The sequence below is a fragment of the Pseudomonas sp. PME37.24/025 genome, from assembly GCF_055556615.1.
Map to the genome: position 1 here is coordinate 107,599 of NZ_JBVHNK010000003.1, position 20,747 is coordinate 128,345.

13 protein-coding genes are annotated in these 20,747 nt (G+C 58.3%); 6 read left to right on the forward strand and 7 right to left on the reverse strand.

From position 1 onward, the window contains the following. Nucleotides 1–28: 28 nt before the first annotated feature. The 5 genes from hisC to mtnA all read right to left on the reverse strand — a co-directional run bounded on the left by hisC (nucleotide 29) and on the right by mtnA (nucleotide 7,784). Nucleotides 29–1,141 (reverse strand): histidinol-phosphate transaminase, encoded by a 1,113-nt coding sequence (gene hisC, locus ACZ3HH_RS06515; protein WP_465803531.1) that lies wholly within the window; start codon nucleotides 1,139–1,141, stop codon nucleotides 29–31. Between the two features lie 12 nt (nucleotides 1,142–1,153). Beyond that, nucleotides 1,154–2,248 (reverse strand): prephenate dehydratase, encoded by a 1,095-nt coding sequence (pheA, locus tag ACZ3HH_RS06520; protein WP_030128742.1) that lies wholly within the window; start codon nucleotides 2,246–2,248, stop codon nucleotides 1,154–1,156. Beyond that, complete coding sequence (gene serC / locus ACZ3HH_RS06525; RefSeq protein ID WP_465803533.1) at nucleotides 2,248–3,333, reverse strand: 3-phosphoserine/phosphohydroxythreonine transaminase; 1,086 nt, start codon at nucleotides 3,331–3,333, stop codon at nucleotides 2,248–2,250. Before serC ends, pheA begins: the two co-directional genes overlap by 1 nt. A 258-nt stretch (nucleotides 3,334–3,591) precedes the next feature. After that, complete coding sequence (gene gyrA, locus ACZ3HH_RS06530) at nucleotides 3,592–6,261, reverse strand: DNA gyrase subunit A (RefSeq protein WP_123723139.1); 2,670 nt, start codon at nucleotides 6,259–6,261, stop codon at nucleotides 3,592–3,594. A 446-nt stretch (nucleotides 6,262–6,707) separates the two neighbouring features. After that, the gene (mtnA, locus tag ACZ3HH_RS06535) at nucleotides 6,708–7,784 is read right to left on the reverse strand and encodes an S-methyl-5-thioribose-1-phosphate isomerase (protein WP_123357749.1); all 1,077 of its coding nucleotides are present in this window, start codon (nucleotides 7,782–7,784) and stop codon (nucleotides 6,708–6,710) included. Nucleotides 7,785–7,893: 109 nt separating this feature from the next. Between mtnA and ACZ3HH_RS06540 the strand changes: the two genes are divergently transcribed. The 5 genes from ACZ3HH_RS06540 (at nucleotide 7,894) to ACZ3HH_RS06560 (ending at nucleotide 12,867) form a co-directional block, all read left to right on the forward strand. Next, nucleotides 7,894–9,228 carry a TRZ/ATZ family hydrolase gene (locus ACZ3HH_RS06540; protein WP_465803535.1) on the forward strand — a complete coding sequence of 445 codons (1,335 nt, stop codon included), beginning with the start codon at nucleotides 7,894–7,896 and terminating at the stop codon, nucleotides 9,226–9,228. A gap of 71 nt (nucleotides 9,229–9,299) precedes the next feature. Then, nucleotides 9,300–9,998, forward strand: coding sequence for a bifunctional 2-polyprenyl-6-hydroxyphenol methylase/3-demethylubiquinol 3-O-methyltransferase UbiG (gene ubiG, locus ACZ3HH_RS06545; protein WP_046042598.1), 699 nt, complete (start codon nucleotides 9,300–9,302; stop codon nucleotides 9,996–9,998). Between the two features lie 4 nt (nucleotides 9,999–10,002). Next, complete coding sequence (gene mupP, locus ACZ3HH_RS06550) at nucleotides 10,003–10,674, forward strand: N-acetylmuramic acid 6-phosphate phosphatase MupP (RefSeq protein WP_465803537.1); 672 nt, start codon at nucleotides 10,003–10,005, stop codon at nucleotides 10,672–10,674. 150 nt (nucleotides 10,675–10,824) lie between these two features. Next, the gene (locus ACZ3HH_RS06555; protein WP_007899713.1) at nucleotides 10,825–11,565 is read left to right on the forward strand and encodes a YciK family oxidoreductase; all 741 of its coding nucleotides are present in this window, start codon (nucleotides 10,825–10,827) and stop codon (nucleotides 11,563–11,565) included. A gap of 375 nt (nucleotides 11,566–11,940) precedes the next feature. Continuing rightward, nucleotides 11,941–12,867, forward strand: a complete 927-nt coding sequence (locus ACZ3HH_RS06560; RefSeq protein ID WP_465803539.1) for a GGDEF domain-containing protein — start codon at nucleotides 11,941–11,943, stop codon at nucleotides 12,865–12,867. Nucleotides 12,868–13,059: 192 nt separating this feature from the next. On the opposite strand, the gene ACZ3HH_RS06565 is transcribed toward ACZ3HH_RS06560, so the two are convergent. Together ACZ3HH_RS06565 and ACZ3HH_RS06570 are read right to left on the reverse strand one after the other, a co-directional pair. Then, the gene (locus tag ACZ3HH_RS06565; RefSeq protein WP_465803541.1) at nucleotides 13,060–13,821 is read right to left on the reverse strand and encodes a TenA family transcriptional regulator; all 762 of its coding nucleotides are present in this window, start codon (nucleotides 13,819–13,821) and stop codon (nucleotides 13,060–13,062) included. Nucleotides 13,822–13,897: 76 nt separating this feature from the next. Then, nucleotides 13,898–16,357, reverse strand: coding sequence for an EAL domain-containing protein (locus ACZ3HH_RS06570; RefSeq protein ID WP_465803542.1), 2,460 nt, complete (start codon nucleotides 16,355–16,357; stop codon nucleotides 13,898–13,900). A gap of 225 nt (nucleotides 16,358–16,582) precedes the next feature. Between ACZ3HH_RS06570 and ACZ3HH_RS06575 the strand changes: the two genes are divergently transcribed. Continuing rightward, nucleotides 16,583–20,746, forward strand: a complete 4,164-nt coding sequence (locus tag ACZ3HH_RS06575) for a hypothetical protein (protein WP_465803544.1) — start codon at nucleotides 16,583–16,585, stop codon at nucleotides 20,744–20,746. Nucleotide 20,747: the final 1 nt, after the last annotated feature.

Below are 20,747 nucleotides of genomic sequence, written 5' to 3' on the forward strand. Positions count from 1 at the left end.
AGGTTGCGCAGATTGCAGTGCAGTGACATCAACCACGAGCCATAACCTTGGTCAGCGCCTCGAGGAAGCGGCTGTTTTCAGCCGGCAAACCGATGGTGATACGCAGGTGGTTCGGCATGCCGTAGTTGGCCACCGGACGCACGATCACGCCTTCGCGCAGCAACCCCTCGAACACTGGCGCCGCAACGCGACCCAGATCGACACAGATGAAGTTGCCTTTGGATGGAATCCAGCTCAGACCCAGCTCGCGGAAACCCGCTTGCAGCTGCTGCATGCCGGACTCGTTCAGGCGACGGCTTTCGGCCAGGTACTCGAAGTCTTGCAACGCGGCACAAGCGGCAGCCAGCGCGAGGCTGTTGACGTTGAACGGCTGACGTACGCGATTGAGCACATCGGCGACGATGGCCGAGGACAAGCCATAACCGACCCGCAGCGACGCCAGGCCATAGGCCTTGGAGAAAGTGCGCGAGACCAGCAGGTTCGGATAAGCGGCCAGATAATCCAGGCCATCCGGCAAGTCGCTGCCTTCGGCGTATTCGATGTAGGCCTCGTCCAGCACCACCAGCACGTGTTCCGGTACGTCCTGCAGGAATTCGTCCAGCGCTTCGGCGCCAAACCAGGTCCCGGTCGGGTTGTTCGGGTTGGCGATGAACACCACGCGAGTATCGGCATCGATCGCGGCGAGCATGGCCGACAAATCATGACCCCAGTCTTTGGCCGGGATCACTTTTGCCTGGGCGCCGACGGCCTGGGTGACGATCGGATAGACCGCAAACGCATGAGCGCTGAACACCGCGTTCAGGCCTGGCGCCAGATAGGCGCGCGCCACCAGCTCCAGAATGTCGTTGGAGCCGTTGCCCAGCGTCACCTGATTCAGCTCGACGCGGCACTGATCGGCCAGCAGAGTCTTGAGCGCAAAACCGTTGCCGTCCGGATAGCGGGTCAGCTCGGTCAGCGCTTCGCGAATCGCTGCCAGCGCCTTGGGGCTGGCGCCCAACGGGTTTTCGTTGCTCGCCAGCTTGACGATATTGGCCGGATCGAGGTTCAGCTCACGGGCCAGTTCGTCCACGGGTTTGCCCGGAACGTAAGGCGAAAGTTGTTGCACGCCCGGCTGTGCCAGAGCGAGGAAGTTGCCACTCATTTGCTACCGCCCTTAGAGAACTGCTTTCGGGTAGGAACCCAGCACTTTGAGTGCTACTGCTTCCTGACTGATCTTTTCCAGCACACCTTTAATCAGCGGATCGCGATGGTGGCCGACGAAGTCGATGAAGAACACGTAGGTCCATTTACCGCTGCGCGACGGACGGGTCTCGATGCGCGTCAGGTCGATGCCGTTGTCATGGAACGGCACCAGCAGCTCGTGGAGCGCGCCGGGTTTGTTGCTCATGGAAACGATGATCGAGGTCTTGTCGTCGCCGGTCGGCGGCACTTCCTGGCTACCGATCATCAGGAATCGCGTGGAGTTGTCCGGGCGATCCTCGATTTTTTCGGCCAGACGAGTCAACCCGTACAGACCGGCGGCCATGTCGCCGGCGATCGCCGCCGAGTTCCACTCACCCTTGACCCGCTTGGCCGCTTCGGCGTTGCTCGAAACCGCCACGCGCTCGACATTCGGGTAATGGGCGTCCAGCCACTTGCGGCACTGGGCCAGGGACTGGGCGTGGGAATAGATGCGGCTGATGCTGTCGGTCTTGGTGTTTTCACCGACCAACAGGTGATGGTGAATACGCAGCTCGACTTCGCCACAGATCACCATGTCGTGTTCGAGGAAGCTGTCGAGGGTGTGGTTGACCGCGCCCTCGGTGGAGTTTTCCACCGGGACCACGCCAAAGTTCACCGCACCGGCCGCGACTTCACGGAACACTTCATCGATTGCTGCCATCGGCTTGCTGATCACTGCATGGCCGAAGTGCTTCATGGCTGCAGCCTGAGTGAAGGTCCCTTCAGGGCCGAGGTAAGCCACTTTCAGCGGCTGCTCAAGAGCCAGGCACGAGGACATGATTTCGCGGAACAGCCGCGCCATCTCTTCGTTGCCCAACGGCCCCTGGTTACGCTCCATCACACGCTTGAGCACCTGAGCTTCACGCTCAGGACGATAGAACACCGGCACTTCGCCTTCGGCCAGCGAGGCCATCTTTACTCGCGCAACTTCCTGGGCGCAGCGTGCGCGCTCACTGATCAGCTCCAGGACCTTTTCGTCCAGGGCATCAATGCGCAGGCGCAGTGCCTTGAGTTCTTGCTCAGACATTAGCCGTGTTCCTTCTCGAACTCTGCCATGTACGAAATCAGTGCGTTGACCGCAACGATGTCGACGGCGTTATAGATGGAGGCACGCATGCCACCCACGGAACGGTGACCCTTGAGGTTCAACAGGCCACGCTCTTCGGCACCGACCAGGAATGGCTTGTCGAGACGGTCGTCAGCCAGACGGAACGGCACGTTCATCCACGAGCGATCCGACTTGTTGATCGGGTTGCTGTACAAGCCGCTGGCGTCGATGAAGTCGTACAGCGTGCGCTGCTTCACTTCATTGAGCTTGCCGATGGCTTCAACACCACCCTGCTCTTTCAGCCACTCGAACACCAGACCGGACAAGTACCAGGCCAGGGTTGGCGGTGTGTTGTACATCGAGCCGTTGTCGGCCGCGACCTTGTAGTTGAGCATGGTCGGGCAGATGGAACGGGCGTTACCCAGCAGGTCTTCGCGAACGATGTTCACGACGATACCGCTCGGGCCGATGTTTTTCTGGGCGCCAGCGTAGATCATGCCGAAGCGTGAGACATCCACCGGACGCGAAAGAATGTCCGAGGACATGTCGGCAACCAGCGGCACATCACCGGTTTCCGGAATCCATTGGAATTCCAGGCCGCCAATGGTTTCGTTCGGTGCGTAGTGAACGTAGGCCGCGTCTTTGGACAGGCTCCATTCATTCTGACCGGGGATAGCGAAATAGTCGTAAGGCTTGGCGGTCGCGGCAACATTGACGTGGCCGTAGCGCGAGGCTTCTTCGATGGCTTTCTGCGACCAGATACCGGTGTCGATATAGTCGGCCGTGCCGCTTTCCGGCAACAGGTTCAGAGGAATCTGAGCAAATTGCTGGCTGGCGCCACCTTGCAGAAACAGCACTTTATAGTTCGAGGGGATATTCAGCAGATCACGCAGATCCTGCTCGGCCTTGGTGGCGATGGACACGAACTCATCACTGCGATGGCTCATTTCCATGACCGACAGGCCCTTGCCGTGCCAATCAAGGAGTTCACCCTGGGCGCGCTTCAGGACAGCTTCGGGAAGCGCCGCAGGACCGGCACAGAAGTTATAGGCTCTCTTGCTCACATCCAATCTCGCTCTGATTTGGTGGTATCACGCAGTAAATCATCAGCCGACACAGACCTCATGGGGACAGGCCTTTGTGGGAGCTGGCTTGCCTGCGATGGCATCACCACGGTCTACAAGATACACCGCGGTGCCTGCATCGCGGGCAAGCCCGACTCCCACAAAAGCCCTTCCACACAAAAATATTCTTAGGTGTCGAATTTTCAAAAGGGACAAACAACAAGGGGGCGAATTTTCATCCGCCCCCTGCTTGCCCGCTTACTCTTGTGGCTCTTCGTCAGCGGCGGCGTCGAGTTGCTGGTCTTCGGCAACGTCGTCGATCACGACTTCACCGTCGAACACTGCACCCTCTTCACCTTCGAGCCCTTCGCCTTCCAGCTCTTCGCCTTCGACTTCCGATGGCTCCTGAACCCGCTCCAGACCAACCAGTGTTTCATCGCTGGCCAGCTTGATCAGGGTCACGCCCTGGGTGTTACGACCCAGACTGGAGACTTCGTCGACACGGGTACGAACCAAAGTACCCTGGTCGGAAATCAGCATGATTTCCTCGCCGTCGAGCACCTGGACTGCGCCGACCAGACGGCCGTTACGCTCGTTGCTGACCATGGCGATAACGCCCTGACCGCCACGCTTGTACTCAGGGAACTCGGTGATCGCGGTGCGCTTGCCGAAACCACGCGCCGAAGCGGTGAGGATCTGGCTGCCTTCTTCCGGGATCAGCATGGAAATCAGCTTCTGGCCTTCCGGCAGACGCATACCGCGGACACCGCGAGCGGTACGGCCCATGGCGCGAACGTCGGTTTCCTTGAAGCGAGTGACCTTGCCACCGTCGGAGAACAGCATGACTTCACGCTCGCCATCGGTAATGGCGGCAGAGATCAGTACGTCACCTTCGTCCAGTTCCAGCGCGATCAGACCGACGCTGCGTTGACGGCTGAAGGATTCCAGCGGGGTCTTCTTCACGGTGCCTTTAGCAGTGGCCATGAAGATGAAGTGACCTTCGGTGTATTCCTCGACCGGCAGCATGGTGGTGATGTATTCATCACTGTCCAGCGGCAGCAGGTTGACCAGCGGACGACCACGGGCAGCGCGGGACGCTTCCGGAATTTCGTAGGTTTTCAGCCAGTACACTTTGCCTTTGCTGGAGAACAGCAGCAGCGTGGTGTGGCTGTTGGCGACCAGCAGGTGAGCAATGTAGTCCTCATCCTTGACGCCGGTGGCCGACTTGCCTTTACCGCCACGACGCTGAGCCTGGTACGCAGCCAATGGCTGGGTCTTGGCGTAGCCACCGTGGGAAATGGTCACGACGCGCTCTTCTTCCGGGATCATGTCGCCCAGGGTCAGGTCGAGACGGGCATCGAGAATCTCGGTGCGACGCACATCGCCGTATTCGGCGCGGATCACTTCCAGCTCTTCGCGGATCACTTCCATCAGGCGCGTGGCGCTGCTGAGGATGCGGATCAGCTCGCCGATCTGGTTGAGGATCTCTTGATACTCGGCCAGCAGCTTTTCGTGTTCCAGACCGGTCAGACGGTGCAGACGCAGTTCCAGAATGGCTTGCGCCTGCTCTGGCGACAGGAAGTACTTGCCTTCGCGCAGACCGTATTGTGGGTCCAGGGTCTCTGGACGGCACGAGTCGGCACCGGCACGCTCAACCATCGCAACTACAGCGGAAGATTCCCACGCAGTCTTGATCAGCGCTTCCTTGGCTTCCGACGGCGTTGGCGAGGCCTTGATCAGGGCGATGACCGGGTCGATGTTCGACAGGGCAACCGCTTGACCTTCCAGAATGTGGCCACGTTCGCGCGCTTTACGCAGCTCGAACACGGTACGGCGGGTAACCACTTCGCGACGGTGACGAACGAAGGCTTCCAGCAGGTCCTTGAGGTTCAGGATCCGCGGACGGCCGTCGATCAGCGCGACGATGTTGATACCGAACACCGCTTGCAGCTGGGTCTGGGCGTAGAGGTTGTTGAGGATCACCTCAGGCACTTCACCGCGACGCAATTCGATCACGACGCGCATACCGTCTTTATCGGACTCGTCGCGCAGCTCGGTGATGCCTTCAAGCTTCTTCTCTTTTACCAGCTCGGCGATCTTCTCGATCAGACGCGCCTTGTTCAGCTGGTAAGGGAGTTCGGTGATGACGATCTGCTGGCGACCACCGACCTTGTCGATGTCTTCGATCATCGAGCGGGCACGCATGTAAATGCGCCCGCGACCGGTGCGGTAGGCTTCGATGATGCCGGCGCGACCGTTGATGATCGCAGCGGTCGGGAAGTCCGGACCAGGGATGTATTGCATCAGCTCATCGACGGTCAGTTCCGGGTTGTCGATGAGTGCCAGGCAACCGTCGATGACTTCACCGAGGTTGTGCGGCGGAATGTTGGTCGCCATGCCCACGGCGATACCGCTGGAGCCGTTGACCAGCAGGTTGGGAATACGGGTCGGCATGACCGCCGGGATCATTTCGGTGCCGTCGTAGTTCGGCACCCAGTCCACGGTTTCTTTGTGCAGGTCAGCCAGCAGCTCGTGCGCCAGCTTGGTCATGCGCACTTCGGTGTATCGCATGGCTGCGGCGTTGTCGCCGTCCACCGAACCGAAGTTGCCCTGACCGTCTACCAGCAGGTAACGCAGCGAGAATGGCTGCGCCATCCGAACGATGGTGTCGTACACCGCGGTATCACCGTGAGGGTGATACTTACCGATCACGTCACCGACAACACGGGCAGATTTCTTGTACGGCTTGTTGAAGTCGTTGCCCAGCTCGCTCATCGCGAACAGCACACGCCGGTGCACGGGCTTCAAGCCATCGCGCGCATCCGGCAGTGCCCGCCCGACAATTACGCTCATCGCGTAGTCGAGGTAGGACTGCTTCAGCTCGTCTTCGATATTGACCGGGAGGATTTCTTTGGCCAGTTCGCCCATGAGAAGCCTGATTCCTTTTTCTGGTGAAACTTCGTCACATCCATATGGGACGAACGAAGCTCGCCGCTGCAGGCTGAGTGCCATGCACCGACTTACGACAAATCAACGAGTTATGCCATGGATCTGCGCAGTAAAGGCAGCCACATCAGGCTACCCTGGAAACCGCCGGATGTTATCACAAGAGCCGCCACGCACCTATCCCCCAGATGCGCATGGAGCATAGTTAGTTGACCGGTGACAGGCTTGAAAGGGACGAGAGGGGCTTAGAGCCGTGTTGAATGGAGAATTCAGGGCAGATTCGGCTTGTTTCATTGACATTCAGGGCCTAATCGCGGGCAAGCCCGCTCCCACAGGGATCGCTGCACGCCCCGAGATTTTCGGTTCGACACAGATTCCTGTGGGAGCGGGCTTGCCCGCGAAGGCGATTTATCAGGCGCCAGATATCTTTAATGCAGGCGCTTGCGGCACATCAACTGCGCCATTTTCGCGGTGTCCGGCCGTTCGACGATGCCTTTTTCGGTAACGATCGCGTCGATCAAATCCGCAGGCGTCACATCGAACACCGGGTTGAACGCATCGACATCCGCCCCCACCCGCTTGCCGCCGACTTCCAGCAACTCGCGGCCATCGCGCTCTTCGATGGGGATCTCGTCGCCGCTGGCCAGGTTCATGTCGATGGTCGAACTCGGCGCCACCACCATGAAGCGCACGCCGTGATGCATGGCGTTGACCGCCAGTTGGTAGGTGCCGATTTTGTTCGCCACGTCGCCATTGGCGGTGATGCGGTCGGCGCCGACGATCACCCAGGTCACACCCTTGGTTTTCATGATATGCGCAGCGGCGGAATCGGCATTGAGGGTCACTGGAATGCCTTCATTGGCCAATTCCCATGCGGTCAATCGCGAACCTTGCAGCCACGGCCGGGTTTCATCGGCATAGACGCGTTCGACCATGCCCTCGATGAAAGCTCCGCGAATCACCCCCAGCGCTGTTCCGAAGCCGCCGGTGGCCAGTGCGCCGGTATTGCAATGCGTGAGGATTGCCTGGGCGTTGCCCTGATGCTTGCGGATCAGATCGACACCCAGTTGGGCCATGGTCAGGTTGGCTTCGCGATCACTTTCATGGATGGCGATGGCTTCGGCCTCCAGCGCCGCCAGAGGGTCCGCGTCTTCCTTGAGGCGGTCCAGGCGGTCACGCATGCGACTCAAGGCCCAGAACAGATTAACCGCTGTTGGACGGGAATCGGCCAGCAACGCGTAATCCTCTTCCCACGCTGCCTGCCAGTCACCGCCCTCGGCAATTCGAGCGCGGGCTGACAGCACCATGGCATACGCCGCACTGATGCCAATGGCCGGCGCGCCACGCACCACCATCGAGCGAATGGCTTCGGCCACGCCCGCAGCGCTGGTGTAGGCGATCCAGGTTTCCTCGAACGGCAAAATACGCTGATCCAGCAGATACAGGGCGCCATCACGCCAATCGATGGCCTTCACCTTCTCCGCAGCCAACAGTCGATCGCGCATCCACTTACCCCGCACTCATGAACAAAAGCCGCCGATTATAGCGATCCCCCCGCGAAGACGCTCGGGTATACTTCGCCATCCTTTACAAAAGCACTGGAACCGACTTTCGATGCCGACCCCCACCGCTGCGCTCGACCTATTATTGCTGCCAACCTGGCTGGTACCCGTCGAACCGGCTGGCGTGGTCCTTAAAGAGCATGCCCTGGGCATCCGCGACGGTCGTATCGTATTCATCGGCCCGCGCGCGGCAGGCTTGAAGCTTAATGCAACCGAAATCCGCGAATTGCCGGACATGTTGCTCGCCCCCGGCCTGATCAATGCCCACGGTCATGCGGCAATGACGCTGTTCCGCGGGCTGGCCGATGATCTGCCGCTGATGACCTGGCTGGAAAAGCACATCTGGCCGGCCGAAGCTAAATGGGTAGACGAAGCGTTTGTACGCGACGGCACTGACCTGGCCATTGCCGAGCAGATCAAAGGCGGCATCACCTGTTTCTCCGACATGTATTTCTTCCCGAAGGTCGCCAGCGAACGCGTACATAACAGCGGCATTCGCGCCCAGATCGCCATTCCGATCCTCGATTTCCCGATTCCAGGCGCCGCCACGGCGGATGAAGCCATTCGTCAGGGCGTCGAATTATTTGGCGATCTCAAGCATCACGAGCGGATCAAAATCACTTTTGGTCCTCATGCACCCTACACCGTGGGCGACGAAACCCTGGAAAAAATCCGGGTGATCGCCGAAGAGCTTGACGCCTCGATTCATATGCACGTCCACGAAACCGCTTTCGAAGTAGCGCAGTCGGTCGAGCAGTGCGGCGAGCGCCCATTGGCCCGCCTTGGCCGCCTGGGCCTGCTCGGGCCGCGCCTCCAGGCCGTTCACATGACCCAGATCAGCGATGAAGACCTGGTGCTGCTGGTAGAAAGTAACACCAGTGTGATTCATTGCCCGGAGTCGAACCTGAAGCTGGCCAGCGGTTTCTGCCCGGTCGAGCGCTTGTGGCAGGCTGGGGTCAATGTGGCGGTCGGCACCGATGGTGCGGCCAGCAATAATGACCTCGATTTGCTCGGCGAAACCCGCACCGCTGCGTTGCTGGCCAAGGCCGTCGCCGGCTCAGCCACCGCGCTGGACGCCCATCGCGCCCTGCGCATGGCCACGCTCAATGGCGCCCGTGCGCTGGGGATCGAAGCTGAGACGGGTTCGCTGGAAGTCGGCAAAGCGGCGGACATCGTTGCGTTCGACCTGTCGGGCCTGGCACAGCAACCGGTCTACGACCCGGTTTCGCAACTGATCTATGCCACTGGCCGCGACTGCGTGAAACACCTTTGGGTCGCCGGCAAGCAACTGCTCGACAACCGCCGCCTGACCCGCCTGGATGAAGCGCAGCTGTGCGCCACTGCCAAGGCCTGGGGCCAGCGCATCAGCGGCCATACCGAATCGTAAGCACCGAATTGTAAGCACCCTGGACCAAAACCGGGGCAACAGGATTTTTCAAGTTTTAGAGGACTGACACCATGAGCAACGTCGACTACGCCGAAATCGCCAAATTCGAAGCCCTGGCCCATCGCTGGTGGGATCGCGAGAGCGAGTTCAAACCGCTGCACGACATCAACCCGCTGCGGGTCAACTGGATCGACGAGCGCGTCAATCTGGCCGGCAAGAAAGTTCTCGACGTCGGCTGCGGCGGCGGCATCCTCAGCGAAGCCATGGCCCAGCGCGGCGCGACCGTGATGGGTATCGACATGGGCGAAGCGCCGCTGGCTGTCGCTCAACTGCATCAGCTGGAATCCGGCGTGAGTGTCGAGTACCGGCAGATCACCGCCGAAGCCCTGGCCGAAGAAATGCCCGAGCAATTCGACGTGGTGACCTGCCTGGAGATGCTTGAACACGTGCCGGACCCATCGTCGGTCATCCGCGCCTGCTTCCGCATGGTCAAACCGGGCGGCCAGGTGTTCTTCTCCACCATCAACCGCAACCCGAAGGCCTATCTGTTCGCCATCGTCGGCGCCGAATACATCATGAAGTTGCTGCCGCGCGGCACCCACGACTTCAAGAAATTCATTCGCCCTTCGGAGCTTGGCGCCTGGAGCCGCATGGCCGGCCTGACCGTCAAGGACATCATCGGCCTGACCTACAATCCGTTGACCAAGCACTACAAACTGGCCGCCGATGTCGACGTCAACTACATGATCCAGACCCTGCGCGAGGAGTAAGCCGATGCGTATCAGAGCAGTCCTTTTCGACATGGACGGCACCCTGCTCGACACCGCGCCGGATTTCATCGCCATCTGCCAGGCGATGCGCGCTGACCGTGGTTTGCCGCCGATGAACGACAAACACATTCGCGACGAGATCTCCGGTGGCGCCAAGGCGATGGTCGCAGTGACCTTTTCCATGGACCCGGAATCGCCAGGTTTCGAGGCGCTGCGCCTGGAGTTTCTGGAGCGCTATGTCAAAGGTTGCGCGGTTCACAGCAAGCTCTTCGACGGCATGGGCGAATTGCTGGCGGACATCGAGAAGGCCAACCTGATCTGGGGCGTGGTCACCAACAAGCCGCTGCGTTTCGCCGAACCGATCATGCAGCAACTGGGGCTGGCCGAGCGCTCGGCGCTGTTGATCTGCCCGGACCATGTGAAGAACAGCAAACCGGATCCGGAGCCGTTGATCCTGGCGTGCAAGATGCTCGACCTCGACCCGGCCAGTGTGCTGTTTGTCGGCGATGACCTGCGGGATATCGAGTCCGGGCGTGATGCCGGCACCAAGACGGCTGCCGTGACCTATGGCTATATTCATCCGGACGATAACCCGCGCCATTGGGGCGCGGACGTGGTGGTCGATCATCCGCTGGAGTTGCGCCAGGTGCTGGATAGTGCCCTCTGTAGCTGCTGAGAACCGGTTTTATGCCCTGAAACTGGGTTGTCGGTGCTGACGCCATCGCGGGCAAGCCCGCTCCCACAGGTATTGCGAGATACATGTGGGAGCGGGCTTGCCCGCGATGGCCGCACCGCGATCTGTTTTCTGTTTTAGTCGAGGTTTTTTATGTTTGATTATTCCGCCCGCCCTGAATTGCTCAAAGACCGGGTCATCCTGGTCACCGGCGCTGGCCGTGGCATCGGCGCTGCTGCTGCAAAAACCTACGCCGCCCATGGCGCCACCGTATTGTTGCTGGGCAAGACCGAAGCCAATCTGACTCAGGTCTACGACGAGATCGAAGCGGCCGGGCATCCACAACCGGCCGTGATTCCGTTCAATCTGGAAACCGCACTGCCTCATCAATATGATGAACTGGCGGCCATGATCGAGACCGAGTTCGGCCACCTCGACGGCTTGTTGCACAACGCCTCGATCATCGGGCCGCGCACACCGATCGAGCAGTTGTCCGGCGAGAACTTCATGCGCGTCATGCACGTGAACGTCAACGCCATGTTCATGCTCACCAGCACCCTGCTGCCACTGCTCAAGCTGTCTCAGGACGCCTCGGTGGTATTCACCTCCAGCAGCGTCGGTCGCAAGGGTCGTGCGTACTGGGGCGCGTACGGCGTTTCCAAATTCGCTACCGAAGGCCTGATGCAAACCCTGGCCGACGAAGTGGATACGGTCGCACCGGTGCGCTCCAACAGCATCAACCCCGGCGCCACCCGCACCAGCATGCGCGCTCAGGCCTACCCCGGTGAAAACCCGCTGAACAACCCGACACCCGAGGAGATCATGCCGGTCTACCTCTACCTCATGGGTCCGGACAGTACCGGCATCAATGGCCAGGCATTCAACGCTCAGTAACGCCCGTGCGTCGCTTTTCTGCCGCGACGGCTTCCCGCCGCGGCACTCAAACTCGGTGGCAACTACCCCCTGTTCAAGTCAAATAAATGTCATCGCCCTTCGCAACTTCGCTTGTATGACCCTTCAGTATTTTGATTTTTAAAGCTTTTTTCTTCGACTGAACCGAATGGCACGACTTTCGCTCTAACTTTGTTCAGACACGCCGTGTGAAAGCAGACGGGGCAAAGCTTGAGCCGAGAGGTTACTAATCTTCGGCAAAGCGGACTAAACTCGTGCCAAATGTCCTACGGGACTGATGGACCAGTATGACGCGCAGCCCAAAGCCGCTCTCACCCAGCCTGTAAGACAGCCTTACTGCTTAGGGGCTCATGCCATATGAAATCACCTTCCCAGACCAACGCAATTGACTTCGACAGTGCCAAATTGCAACGCCTGGGCTTTGGTCAGCAGCCTCCCCTTCTGGAGCGGCCCGTCAGTCTTGCGCAGTTGCGCCAGGAGCTGGGCCTGCAACTGCAAACCAGTCTTGAGCCGCAACGCATTCTCGGACTCTTCTTCCGTGAAATTCAGCGCCTTGTGCCGCTGGATGCCTTGAGTTATGAACATCAGCCCAGCGACTTGCGCCTGCAATTCGGCTCACGGGGTCATCATTCAATCAGCTACAGCCTCAGTCATGAAGGCGAGCAATTGGGTGAGCTGGTGTTCCGCCGCAATCAGCGTTTCAGCGAACAGGAACAGGGCAACCTGGAGTCACTGTTGTCGACCCTGCTCTTCCCCATGCGAAACGCCCTGCTCTACCGAGCGGCGACCCAAAGTGCATTGCGTGATCCGCTGACTGATACCGGCAACCGCATCGCTATGGATCAGACGCTGCAACGGGAAATCGAGATGTCGCGGCGACACTCCCAACCTCTGTCGCTGTTGATGCTGGACATCGATCACTTCAAACACATCAACGACACCTACGGGCACAGCGCCGGCGATGAAGTGCTGAAGGCCGTCGCAGCCTCAATCAAAAACCAGTTGCGCAACGTCGACATGGTGTTCCGGTTTGGTGGCGAAGAATTCATGATCCTGCTGTCCAATACCAGTCGGGAAGCGGCAGCCATGGTCGGTGAAAGACTGCGGTTTGCAGTGCAGGCTCAGGACTATGAGGCCGAGGGCAAGATGATCGAGCTGACGGTCAGCATCGGTTGCTCGACCCTGCTACCCGGCGAGTCTGCCGAGAGTTTGTTGCGACGGGCCGACAGTGCGCTGTATGTGGCCAAGCGTGAGGGGCGTAACCGCCTAGCGATGGCGGGTTGATATTTCAGCAACGCTGCATAACCCATATGGGAGCGGGCTTGTGTGGCGAGGGGGCTTGCCCCCGTTGGGCTGCGAAGCAGCCCCCAAATCTCTGATGCACCAAAGATCTTGTGAGTGCTACGCACTCAAACGGGGGCGAGCCCCCTCACCACAGGCCCGCTCCCACATTTGGTTTGTGTTGCTTTCAGAGGATCAGCTTTCTGCCAACTCCATCCGCTCACGGACTACCGGGGTTTTCACTGCCAATTCCAACTGCATGCAACGTTCCAGGAACAGATACATGTAGTCGTAACTTTTGCAGACAGCCTGGCGCAATTCCACTTGCAGTGCCTTGCTCGGGTTCATCCCCGCCAGGGTGCAGATGATTTCCAGCGCTTCCCATGGATGGGCATCGTCATACTGGGCGTGCATCTTCAACCACTTCATGGCCCGCTTGCGATCTTCCTCGGGGAACGCCGCTGCGTAGACGCCAGTGGAACAGACCAGTGCCGACCACTCCCCCGTCGCCCCTTCGATGGCGTAGTTGGTGGCGGCGATGGCCACGATCAGCGAATCCGACGAACTGGTGTGCCAGCACCAGTGACTCAAGGCGTGAAGCTCAGGAGCCACCTGTTGGGCTTGCAGATCTTCCAGGCTGACACCGTGAGCACGGCTCCAGTGCACCCAGTAATCGGCATGGTTCAATTCGACGCGAATGTTGCGCATCAGCCAGCGACGCGCCATGTCTTCGCCAGGGTGGCGCGAAAAACGAGTCTTGGTCAGGTTCTGAGCCATGTATAAAGCGAACTGTTCGACCACCGGCCAGCCACCAATAAGGTACTGACGCATGGTTTTTGCACTGAGTTTGTTATCTCGCATGCGTTGATACAGTTCGTGTCCGACAACCCGGCGCTTGCTCTCGCTGCAATCCTGGATCAGTTGCTGAGCCCAGGCGGGATAACTTGCAGCTTCCATGAGTGGTCCGGTTCTGTTGAATGTGTCGATCACTGTCGCGCTCCTTTTGATTGTGATTTTTAGATCAGCAAGAGTTTCAACGGAACGTGCCGGGCGCCTTGAACAACAAAGGTCGGGGCCGGGCAGGACGACTTTGCAAACTATCCCAGGTAAACAGATGCGGGCGTTCAATCACATACCCTTGAGCGTAATCCACCCCGATCTCCAGCAATGCCTGCTCGATCTGAGGTGTTTCAACGAACTCGGCAATCGTGCGCTTACCCATGACATGACCGATGTGATTGATCACTTCGACCATGGCGCGGTTAATCGGGTCGTCCAGCATATCCTTTACGAAACTCCCGTCGATCTTCAGGAAGTCTACAGGTAAATGTTTCAAGTACGCGAATGAGGACATACCGGCGCAAAAGTCATCTAGCGAAAAATGACAGCCTAAGCCTTTGAGTTCATTGATAAATCTAATTGCACTACGCAGATTTGCAATCGCGCTGGTTTCTGTAATTTCAAAACAAATCATTTCAGGTGGAACTGAATATGCAACAAACTGTTCACGAAGGAAGTCCAGAAACGCCTCATCTCCGATAGTAATACCTGACAGATTTATCGCACACATGGCCAACGGCCCTTCGCGCTCTTGGGCGATGCACTGGGCAATGACTTTGAAAACGTTCTCCACCACCCAACGATCAATCGATGTCATCAAACCGTAACGCTCGGCGGCCGGAATGAAACTGTCCGGCAGAATCATGCGCCCCGCTTCGTCATGCAGGCGCAGCAGGATTTCGATATGCCCGCGGCCCTGCTCGTCAGCACCAAGGGGCGCGATTTCCTGGGCGTACAGGCAAAAGCGGTCTTCTTCCAACGCTACATGCAGACGCTGCACCCAGGCCATCTCGCCAAAGCGCAGGGACAGCTCCGAGTCGTCGGCGTGATAGACCTGAACCCGGTTGCGGCCCTTTTCCTTGGCCATATAACAGGCCATGTCAGCAGCACGCAGCGAAGCTTCGAGGGTGACCGGACTCTGGGCCACATGCACCAGACCGATGCTCACGGTGGTCACGAATGGCCGGCCTTTCCAGACAAAGTGCAGGTTCTGCACGGTCTGGCGCAGGCCTTCGGCGATTTTCTCGGCCGCTTCCGGTGCGCAGTTTTCCAACAGAATGCCGAACTCATCGCCACCCAATCGGGCCAGGGTGTCGCCTTCGCGCAAGCCTGATTGCAACAACGCACAGATATGCCGCAACAGCTCGTCGCCCGCCGCATGACCGCTGGTGTCGTTGACCAGTTTGAATTGATCCAGATCGAGAAACATCAAGGCATGACGCCCCACCTGGCGCGTCAGATTATGCAGGGCCTGTTCGAGGCGATATTCGAATTCGCGGCGGTTGGCCAGCCCGGTCAGGGCGTCATGGGTCGCCTGCCAGGACAGATTGGCGATGTATTGCCGCTCCTGAGTCATGTCGTGCAGCACCAGCACGGTGCCACTGACCTTGCCCGTATTGCGGATCGGGGCGCCGACCAGCGTGACCGAAACCGTGCTGCCATCCAGACGCTGGATCAGTTTGGAATGCTCGCTGCCACCGCTGAGCTGACCGCTCAAAATGTGCTCGATCAAGGTAAAACCATCAGCCTGAGCGTTCTCGTCCAGCAGATTGAACAACGCTGCCAATGGCAACCCCGCCGCCTGTTCGGCCTTCCAGTGAGTCAAGGCCTCGGCGGCCGGATTCATATAGGCAATCGCGCCCTCGACGTCCGTGGTGATCACCCCGTCGCCAATCGATTGCAGAGTGATCTGCGCCCGGTCTTTCTCCAGCTGCAACGCATCGGCGAAGGCATGGCGCTGCTTGAGCAGTTTATGAGTACGCAGCAGTGCCAACACAATCAAACCCAGCGCTGTGGCGAGGTTCGTCACCAACAGCAGCCGAAGAATCACCCGCGAGCCTTCGCCCAAGGCATCGCTGAACGCTTTGGCGGCAGGCGTCACGCCATCGTTGATGGCAAAAATCTGGTCCTTCCAGCGTTTGACGTCGGCATCGGTGGCCTGGCTATCGGCAATGCGCTGGTGCATCTCGCGCGCGACATCATCGAGTCGCACCAGGTATGCGTCACCGACCGTCCAGAGGTCGATGGCTTTTTCAAGGTAGCTGAAGTGCCGGAAATTGAGGTACAGCCAAATCACGCTGGCGACGTCGTCCGGGTGGTTGCCGCCCTTGAGGATCGCAATGCGCGCCGCGTCGATATTCGGTGGCTGATGATCCAGCGCCAGACGCAATTCATGGCCACCCTGAGGTACCGCAATCGCGTTCTGGTATTTGAGAAAAATCGTTTCGTCGCGACTGTCGGCGTAGAGATTGAGGTAATAGATGGCGTCTTTCTGGCCCTTGGACCACAGGCTTTCACCACCGACGTAGCCGCGAACCGCCGAAAGAACGTAAAGGCTGACGCCGCCCAACAATGCCTGAAATAACACGACAGCGATAAATGGCCAGACGATACCCAACAACCGTGGCGTTCCGAGAGTCCGCTTCTGCTTCATGAGGTCCCTTGCATGATCACTGCCTGATCTTCCATCTCTATCAGACCATCCCCTCAAGACTAGGAGGCGTTCCCGGTTCCGGCAAGCGGCGGATCGGCCTCATTGGAGTACAAGCGTCCCGGCATATAGGCATATATATGTACAGCCACAGCAGATTTGAAGATCGATTTACTGGGTACTCCAGGTTTTCCCTTTGTACGGGAACTCGTTCATAAGGAGTACGACATGACATCGACGTCTTTAGCTGCACCCGACACAGCCGCCAACGAAGAATTTCGCGCCAGACAAACGCTCGGACTTGATGACGGCCCGGATATCGACGCATTGATTCCCCAACCCACCACCCAGGACGGAAAACGGTTCAAGGCCTTAGTGCTCGCGACACCTGCCCTTGCGCAATCCATGACCATCGACATGTACAAGGCAAAACGCATCAATGCCCGAATCGTCGATACTGTAAAAAATTTCATGACCGGCAAGTCCTCGTTGATCCGTCACTTGAGCGGCGACATATTGCGTCTCGCGTCCGCCGAGGAACTGCGCGCGACGCCTTCGGTATTCCTCCAGCGGATACTGAACACCACCGAAACGCTCGATCTGGCAGACCGGCTGCTCAAGAAGCTCAAGTGGTACGGTGCACTGCCCGGCGAACAGACACCGGCCGCCGTACGCCATCAACTGGTTTGCAAAGCCATATGCCTTTACCTTCACGCGCCATCGGCCGACGAACCGCAAGAGCTCGCCGGCTTCCGCTGGCAAGACCCGGCACACTGGGGCAAAAGCTATCAGACCCTGCGCAGCGAATTCGAACAGCACTTACTGCACACCCGGCGTGTCATCAATACCCACGAGGCAATATTACTGGCGCACGTGTTCCAGACCCGGCTTTCAAAGGATTTCGCCGTGCGCGATATCCCGTCCGAACTTCGTTACAAGAGCTCGGTGGTGTGGGTGAACTTCATGCACGGTGTGCTATTGGCCGATGAGCTTGGCCTCAATCGATCGCAACCATTGTCCTTTCAACAGCTCGTAGACCTGCCTCTGGAGCACAGCGTCGGCGCCTCGCCCGAACAGCTTGAGACCATCGCGCGACTGCGGTTGAGTCCTGCTCTGGAATGGGCGGTCTGCATGGGGGTCGTAAAATCGCGCACGGCGTCGGATTACGACAAGGAGGATATCAAGCGGGCGATGGCAGCGCTGGCAAGCCAAAGCGAAAGCCTGAGCAAAGCCGTGATGACGCTGGATTTACCACCCCCTGAAAGAATGAAGATGGCCAAACAGGTGAAAGATGATCTGTTTGGTGCTGATACATTCGAATCGGACGGGCGCAGGTTCTTGCCTGAGGTGCAACCAAGCGGTTTGGGGTCCAAAGACATGCCGACTTTGAAACCGTCAGGCCACGCGTTTCTCGACCTCTATGCAGACGGCCAATTCGATGACGGAAAAACATGGTTTATCACCGGCTCCGATGGCAAAACGCGAACCGACCGAACGTTCATAATCGACGACAAGCGAAACTACCATGCAATGGGAAAGGACCACACTGGCGCTTCCAGAGAGATTACTTACAGGATGTCCCATAACAAGACGTTACCGGACATCAATGCGCAGTTTGAGTCCGACTTCAGAAACTATCTCACAACCATCAGGACGGCCTATCAGACCCTGATCGTCAGTCTACTGGCCTCATTGCCATTGGCTGACCGGCGGGCGCTGGAACAAGGTGACGTTCAGGTGTTGAGCCTGCGCCAGCAAGACAGGCCGGGTGGGCAATCAGAAAAGCGGCGAGCAAGAAAGGGTTTCGTTTTAGAGGTGACCCACAAGGGTGAAATCACCTATTACGAACTCATCCCGAGTGTCGGCGTCATTCGTCCACGAACCGGGTTGAGACTCTCGATAATCGACGGCGTTCGTACCGAATTCCCATTGCATGCTTCAATCCCCGGACAAACCTATGATCCTGAGCACAATATCAGCACTACGCTCCTGCTCGACTGGACCGCTCATTCAAAAGGCAATGCGCCCGCAGAACGGGTGTCCCACATAGGATTTCTCGATGTGGTGGGACATGTGCCGGCTGCTGTACTACCCGGCTCCACCGCGATCGGCAGTGAAGTATTAGCGCTGACATCCCGATTGAATGCCGTGGCCCACTACATTGCATCGAACTTTCTCTACGTCGATGAGCAGCAGTTGCGTGTCCAGGCTCGCGGGATGACGCAATTCGACATCATCAGAGCCGAAAGTGAGCAACGGCAAGAAGCGTTCGTAGCGCTTGTCAAAGGGTTCGTGCCTTTCTGGGGCAGCATTGAAGATCTAATGTCGGACGGTACCGCGAGCAAAATCCTCGGAGGGGTCGGACTCCTGTTTGATCTGGCCTCGTTCCTCTGCCCTATCGGAAAATTCATTTCGGGTTCGGTGCGTTTGATCAGGCTCGCAGCAGGGTCATCACGCATGGCCGCTAAAGCAAGCCTGCCGTCTTTTTCAACGTTGGCCGGCAGACTTCTGACCACTTCGCTGACAAACCTCAACCCGCTGGACGGCATTCCGTCGCTGCTGAAGACACTGGGAAGCGGCGCCAGGAACGGGCTGCTCACAGTTGGTCGCATAAGTCTTGGCGGCATCAAGAAACTGACAGGACATGCCGACAGCTACCGCCTGGTCCACAATATGCCCCAGGCAATCGAACCCGGGCGCTGGAGACCGCTGGCAAACAGTGATCAACTGGCGACAATCAACGGGGTTGATGACGTACTCATGCGCAATACCGGCCCGACGGGTTCGAAACGATTCCATCTCGTCGACCCGGTAACGTCCTTACCCTATGGCCCGCGTCTGCGCAATAACCACCGAAACCTTGTGCAGGGCCAATCAACCTTCAACACCCTGCCCTCTACCGAATCCCATGTGCTGGCAGAACTTCCGGAACACGCCCACGTCCGCGAAATACTTGAGGTTGATGGTCGCACCACGCTGTTGGTTGACGACATCCCCTATCAGCTGGAGGGCAATCAACTGCGCCGCGCCGACCTGATCGACGATCCGTCGCTGTTCAAAACCTTACCTTGCCGGGTACGGCGCATGCCGGGTTCCGACGTATGCAAAACCAGTTACGTCACCCGAGATCCGGCGCCGACGCCTGCCATCGGCAGTTTCGACGAAAACAAAGGCTGGGCGCCCTGGTTCGGAGACAGTATCTATACGCCAGCCACTGCGGATCGGGCGATGTTGCTTAAAACCTTGAAGAAAAAAAGCCGACTCCCGGCTACGGTGGAGTTCCAAAAAGGAATTTATGGGAGGATCAAGGTGAGTCTTCCCTACAGGAACCAGAATCAATTTGATACCTTTCAGGCCGGTGCCACCATCATCCCGGCGATAGACGACTCGAAGCGCTATGTGTTCACCCGGCTGGATGCTGGATCTTTTTACGTCGCCGAACTGGCACAAGGTCAAAGCATAAGAGACACGCTGAATTTCAAGAAAGCTTCCACATTGCCGGAAGATCTCAAAGCAGAATTGCTGACTGTCTACACCGGATCGTTGAATGCCAACAATATGGCAAGGATTTATGGCACGGAAGCGGTGGAACGTGCGTTGAAAACAATGGAAGAAATTGCCATTCCGATTGGCGGTCACGTGAACCCGCCCGATACGCTCAAGCTGCTCAAGGTCGATACCAGTCCTGGGGAGGCGGTTCTGTTCGATCACTCTACTCGAATGATCGTCACCCGACTGCCAGACGGTGCGAAAAACTGGGCACGCAGCAAGGAGGCACCGGAAGTGTTTCGCCAGAGGACGATAGAAATATTCGACACGTTGTTCCTTGCACCGACCATCAAACCGAGGAATGTGGACAGCGCCCTGCGGATCGACAGCACGATGCAAAAGCTCCAGAACCTGATCCCTCGAAGCCAGCGCGCTCGCAACCCGAGAAATATCGCGTACGCCGAAGTAACCACCGCGGCGGGAAAACGGGAAGTTTATGTCAGCGTTTCAGGAGCGCAGGGGACGACCGGGCATTTGCCATTGTTCAAAAAAAAACCGGGGGCAGATCATGTGAAGGTCGGAGAAACGACGTACTTCAATATTGATCTCAATCAGCCACCCCCCGGCACTTCTCTGAACGTGACACCCGAGGGCAAACTGCTGGCCGTGCCACACACTATAAAAGACATCGACACCTATACACCGACATTGACCAGCGCACCGACCTCACTGGACAGCGAGAGCAAGTTGATCGGTGTAATCCGCGAGAAATACCCCTCCCCCCAATCGATCAAATCAGTCGACGTCGCCACCACCATGCCACCTTGCAACTCGTGCTCGGTAGTGATGAAGGAGTTCGGTTTCGACGGCGGTGAAAATGCCCTGAACGTCCTGTGGCATTGAT

Coding starts and splice junctions, on each gene's coding strand:
- hisC (WP_465803531.1), bottom strand. CDS start 1,141: ATGAGTGGCAACTTCCTCGCTCTGGCACAGCCGGGCGTGCAACAACTT.
- pheA (WP_030128742.1), bottom strand. CDS start 2,248: ATGTCTGAGCAAGAACTCAAGGCACTGCGCCTGCGCATTGATGCCCTG.
- gyrA (WP_123723139.1), bottom strand. CDS start 6,261: ATGGGCGAACTGGCCAAAGAAATCCTCCCGGTCAATATCGAAGACGAG.
- mtnA (WP_123357749.1), bottom strand. CDS start 7,784: ATGCGCGATCGACTGTTGGCTGCGGAGAAGGTGAAGGCCATCGATTGG.
- ACZ3HH_RS06540 (WP_465803535.1), top strand. CDS start 7,894: ATGCCGACCCCCACCGCTGCGCTCGACCTATTATTGCTGCCAACCTGG.
- ubiG (WP_046042598.1), top strand. CDS start 9,300: ATGAGCAACGTCGACTACGCCGAAATCGCCAAATTCGAAGCCCTGGCC.
- mupP (WP_465803537.1), top strand. CDS start 10,003: ATGCGTATCAGAGCAGTCCTTTTCGACATGGACGGCACCCTGCTCGAC.
- ACZ3HH_RS06555 (WP_007899713.1), top strand. CDS start 10,825: ATGTTTGATTATTCCGCCCGCCCTGAATTGCTCAAAGACCGGGTCATC.
- ACZ3HH_RS06560 (WP_465803539.1), top strand. CDS start 11,941: ATGAAATCACCTTCCCAGACCAACGCAATTGACTTCGACAGTGCCAAA.
- ACZ3HH_RS06565 (WP_465803541.1), bottom strand. CDS start 13,821: ATGGAAGCTGCAAGTTATCCCGCCTGGGCTCAGCAACTGATCCAGGAT.
- ACZ3HH_RS06570 (WP_465803542.1), bottom strand. CDS start 16,357: ATGAAGCAGAAGCGGACTCTCGGAACGCCACGGTTGTTGGGTATCGTC.
- ACZ3HH_RS06575 (WP_465803544.1), top strand. CDS start 16,583: ATGACATCGACGTCTTTAGCTGCACCCGACACAGCCGCCAACGAAGAA.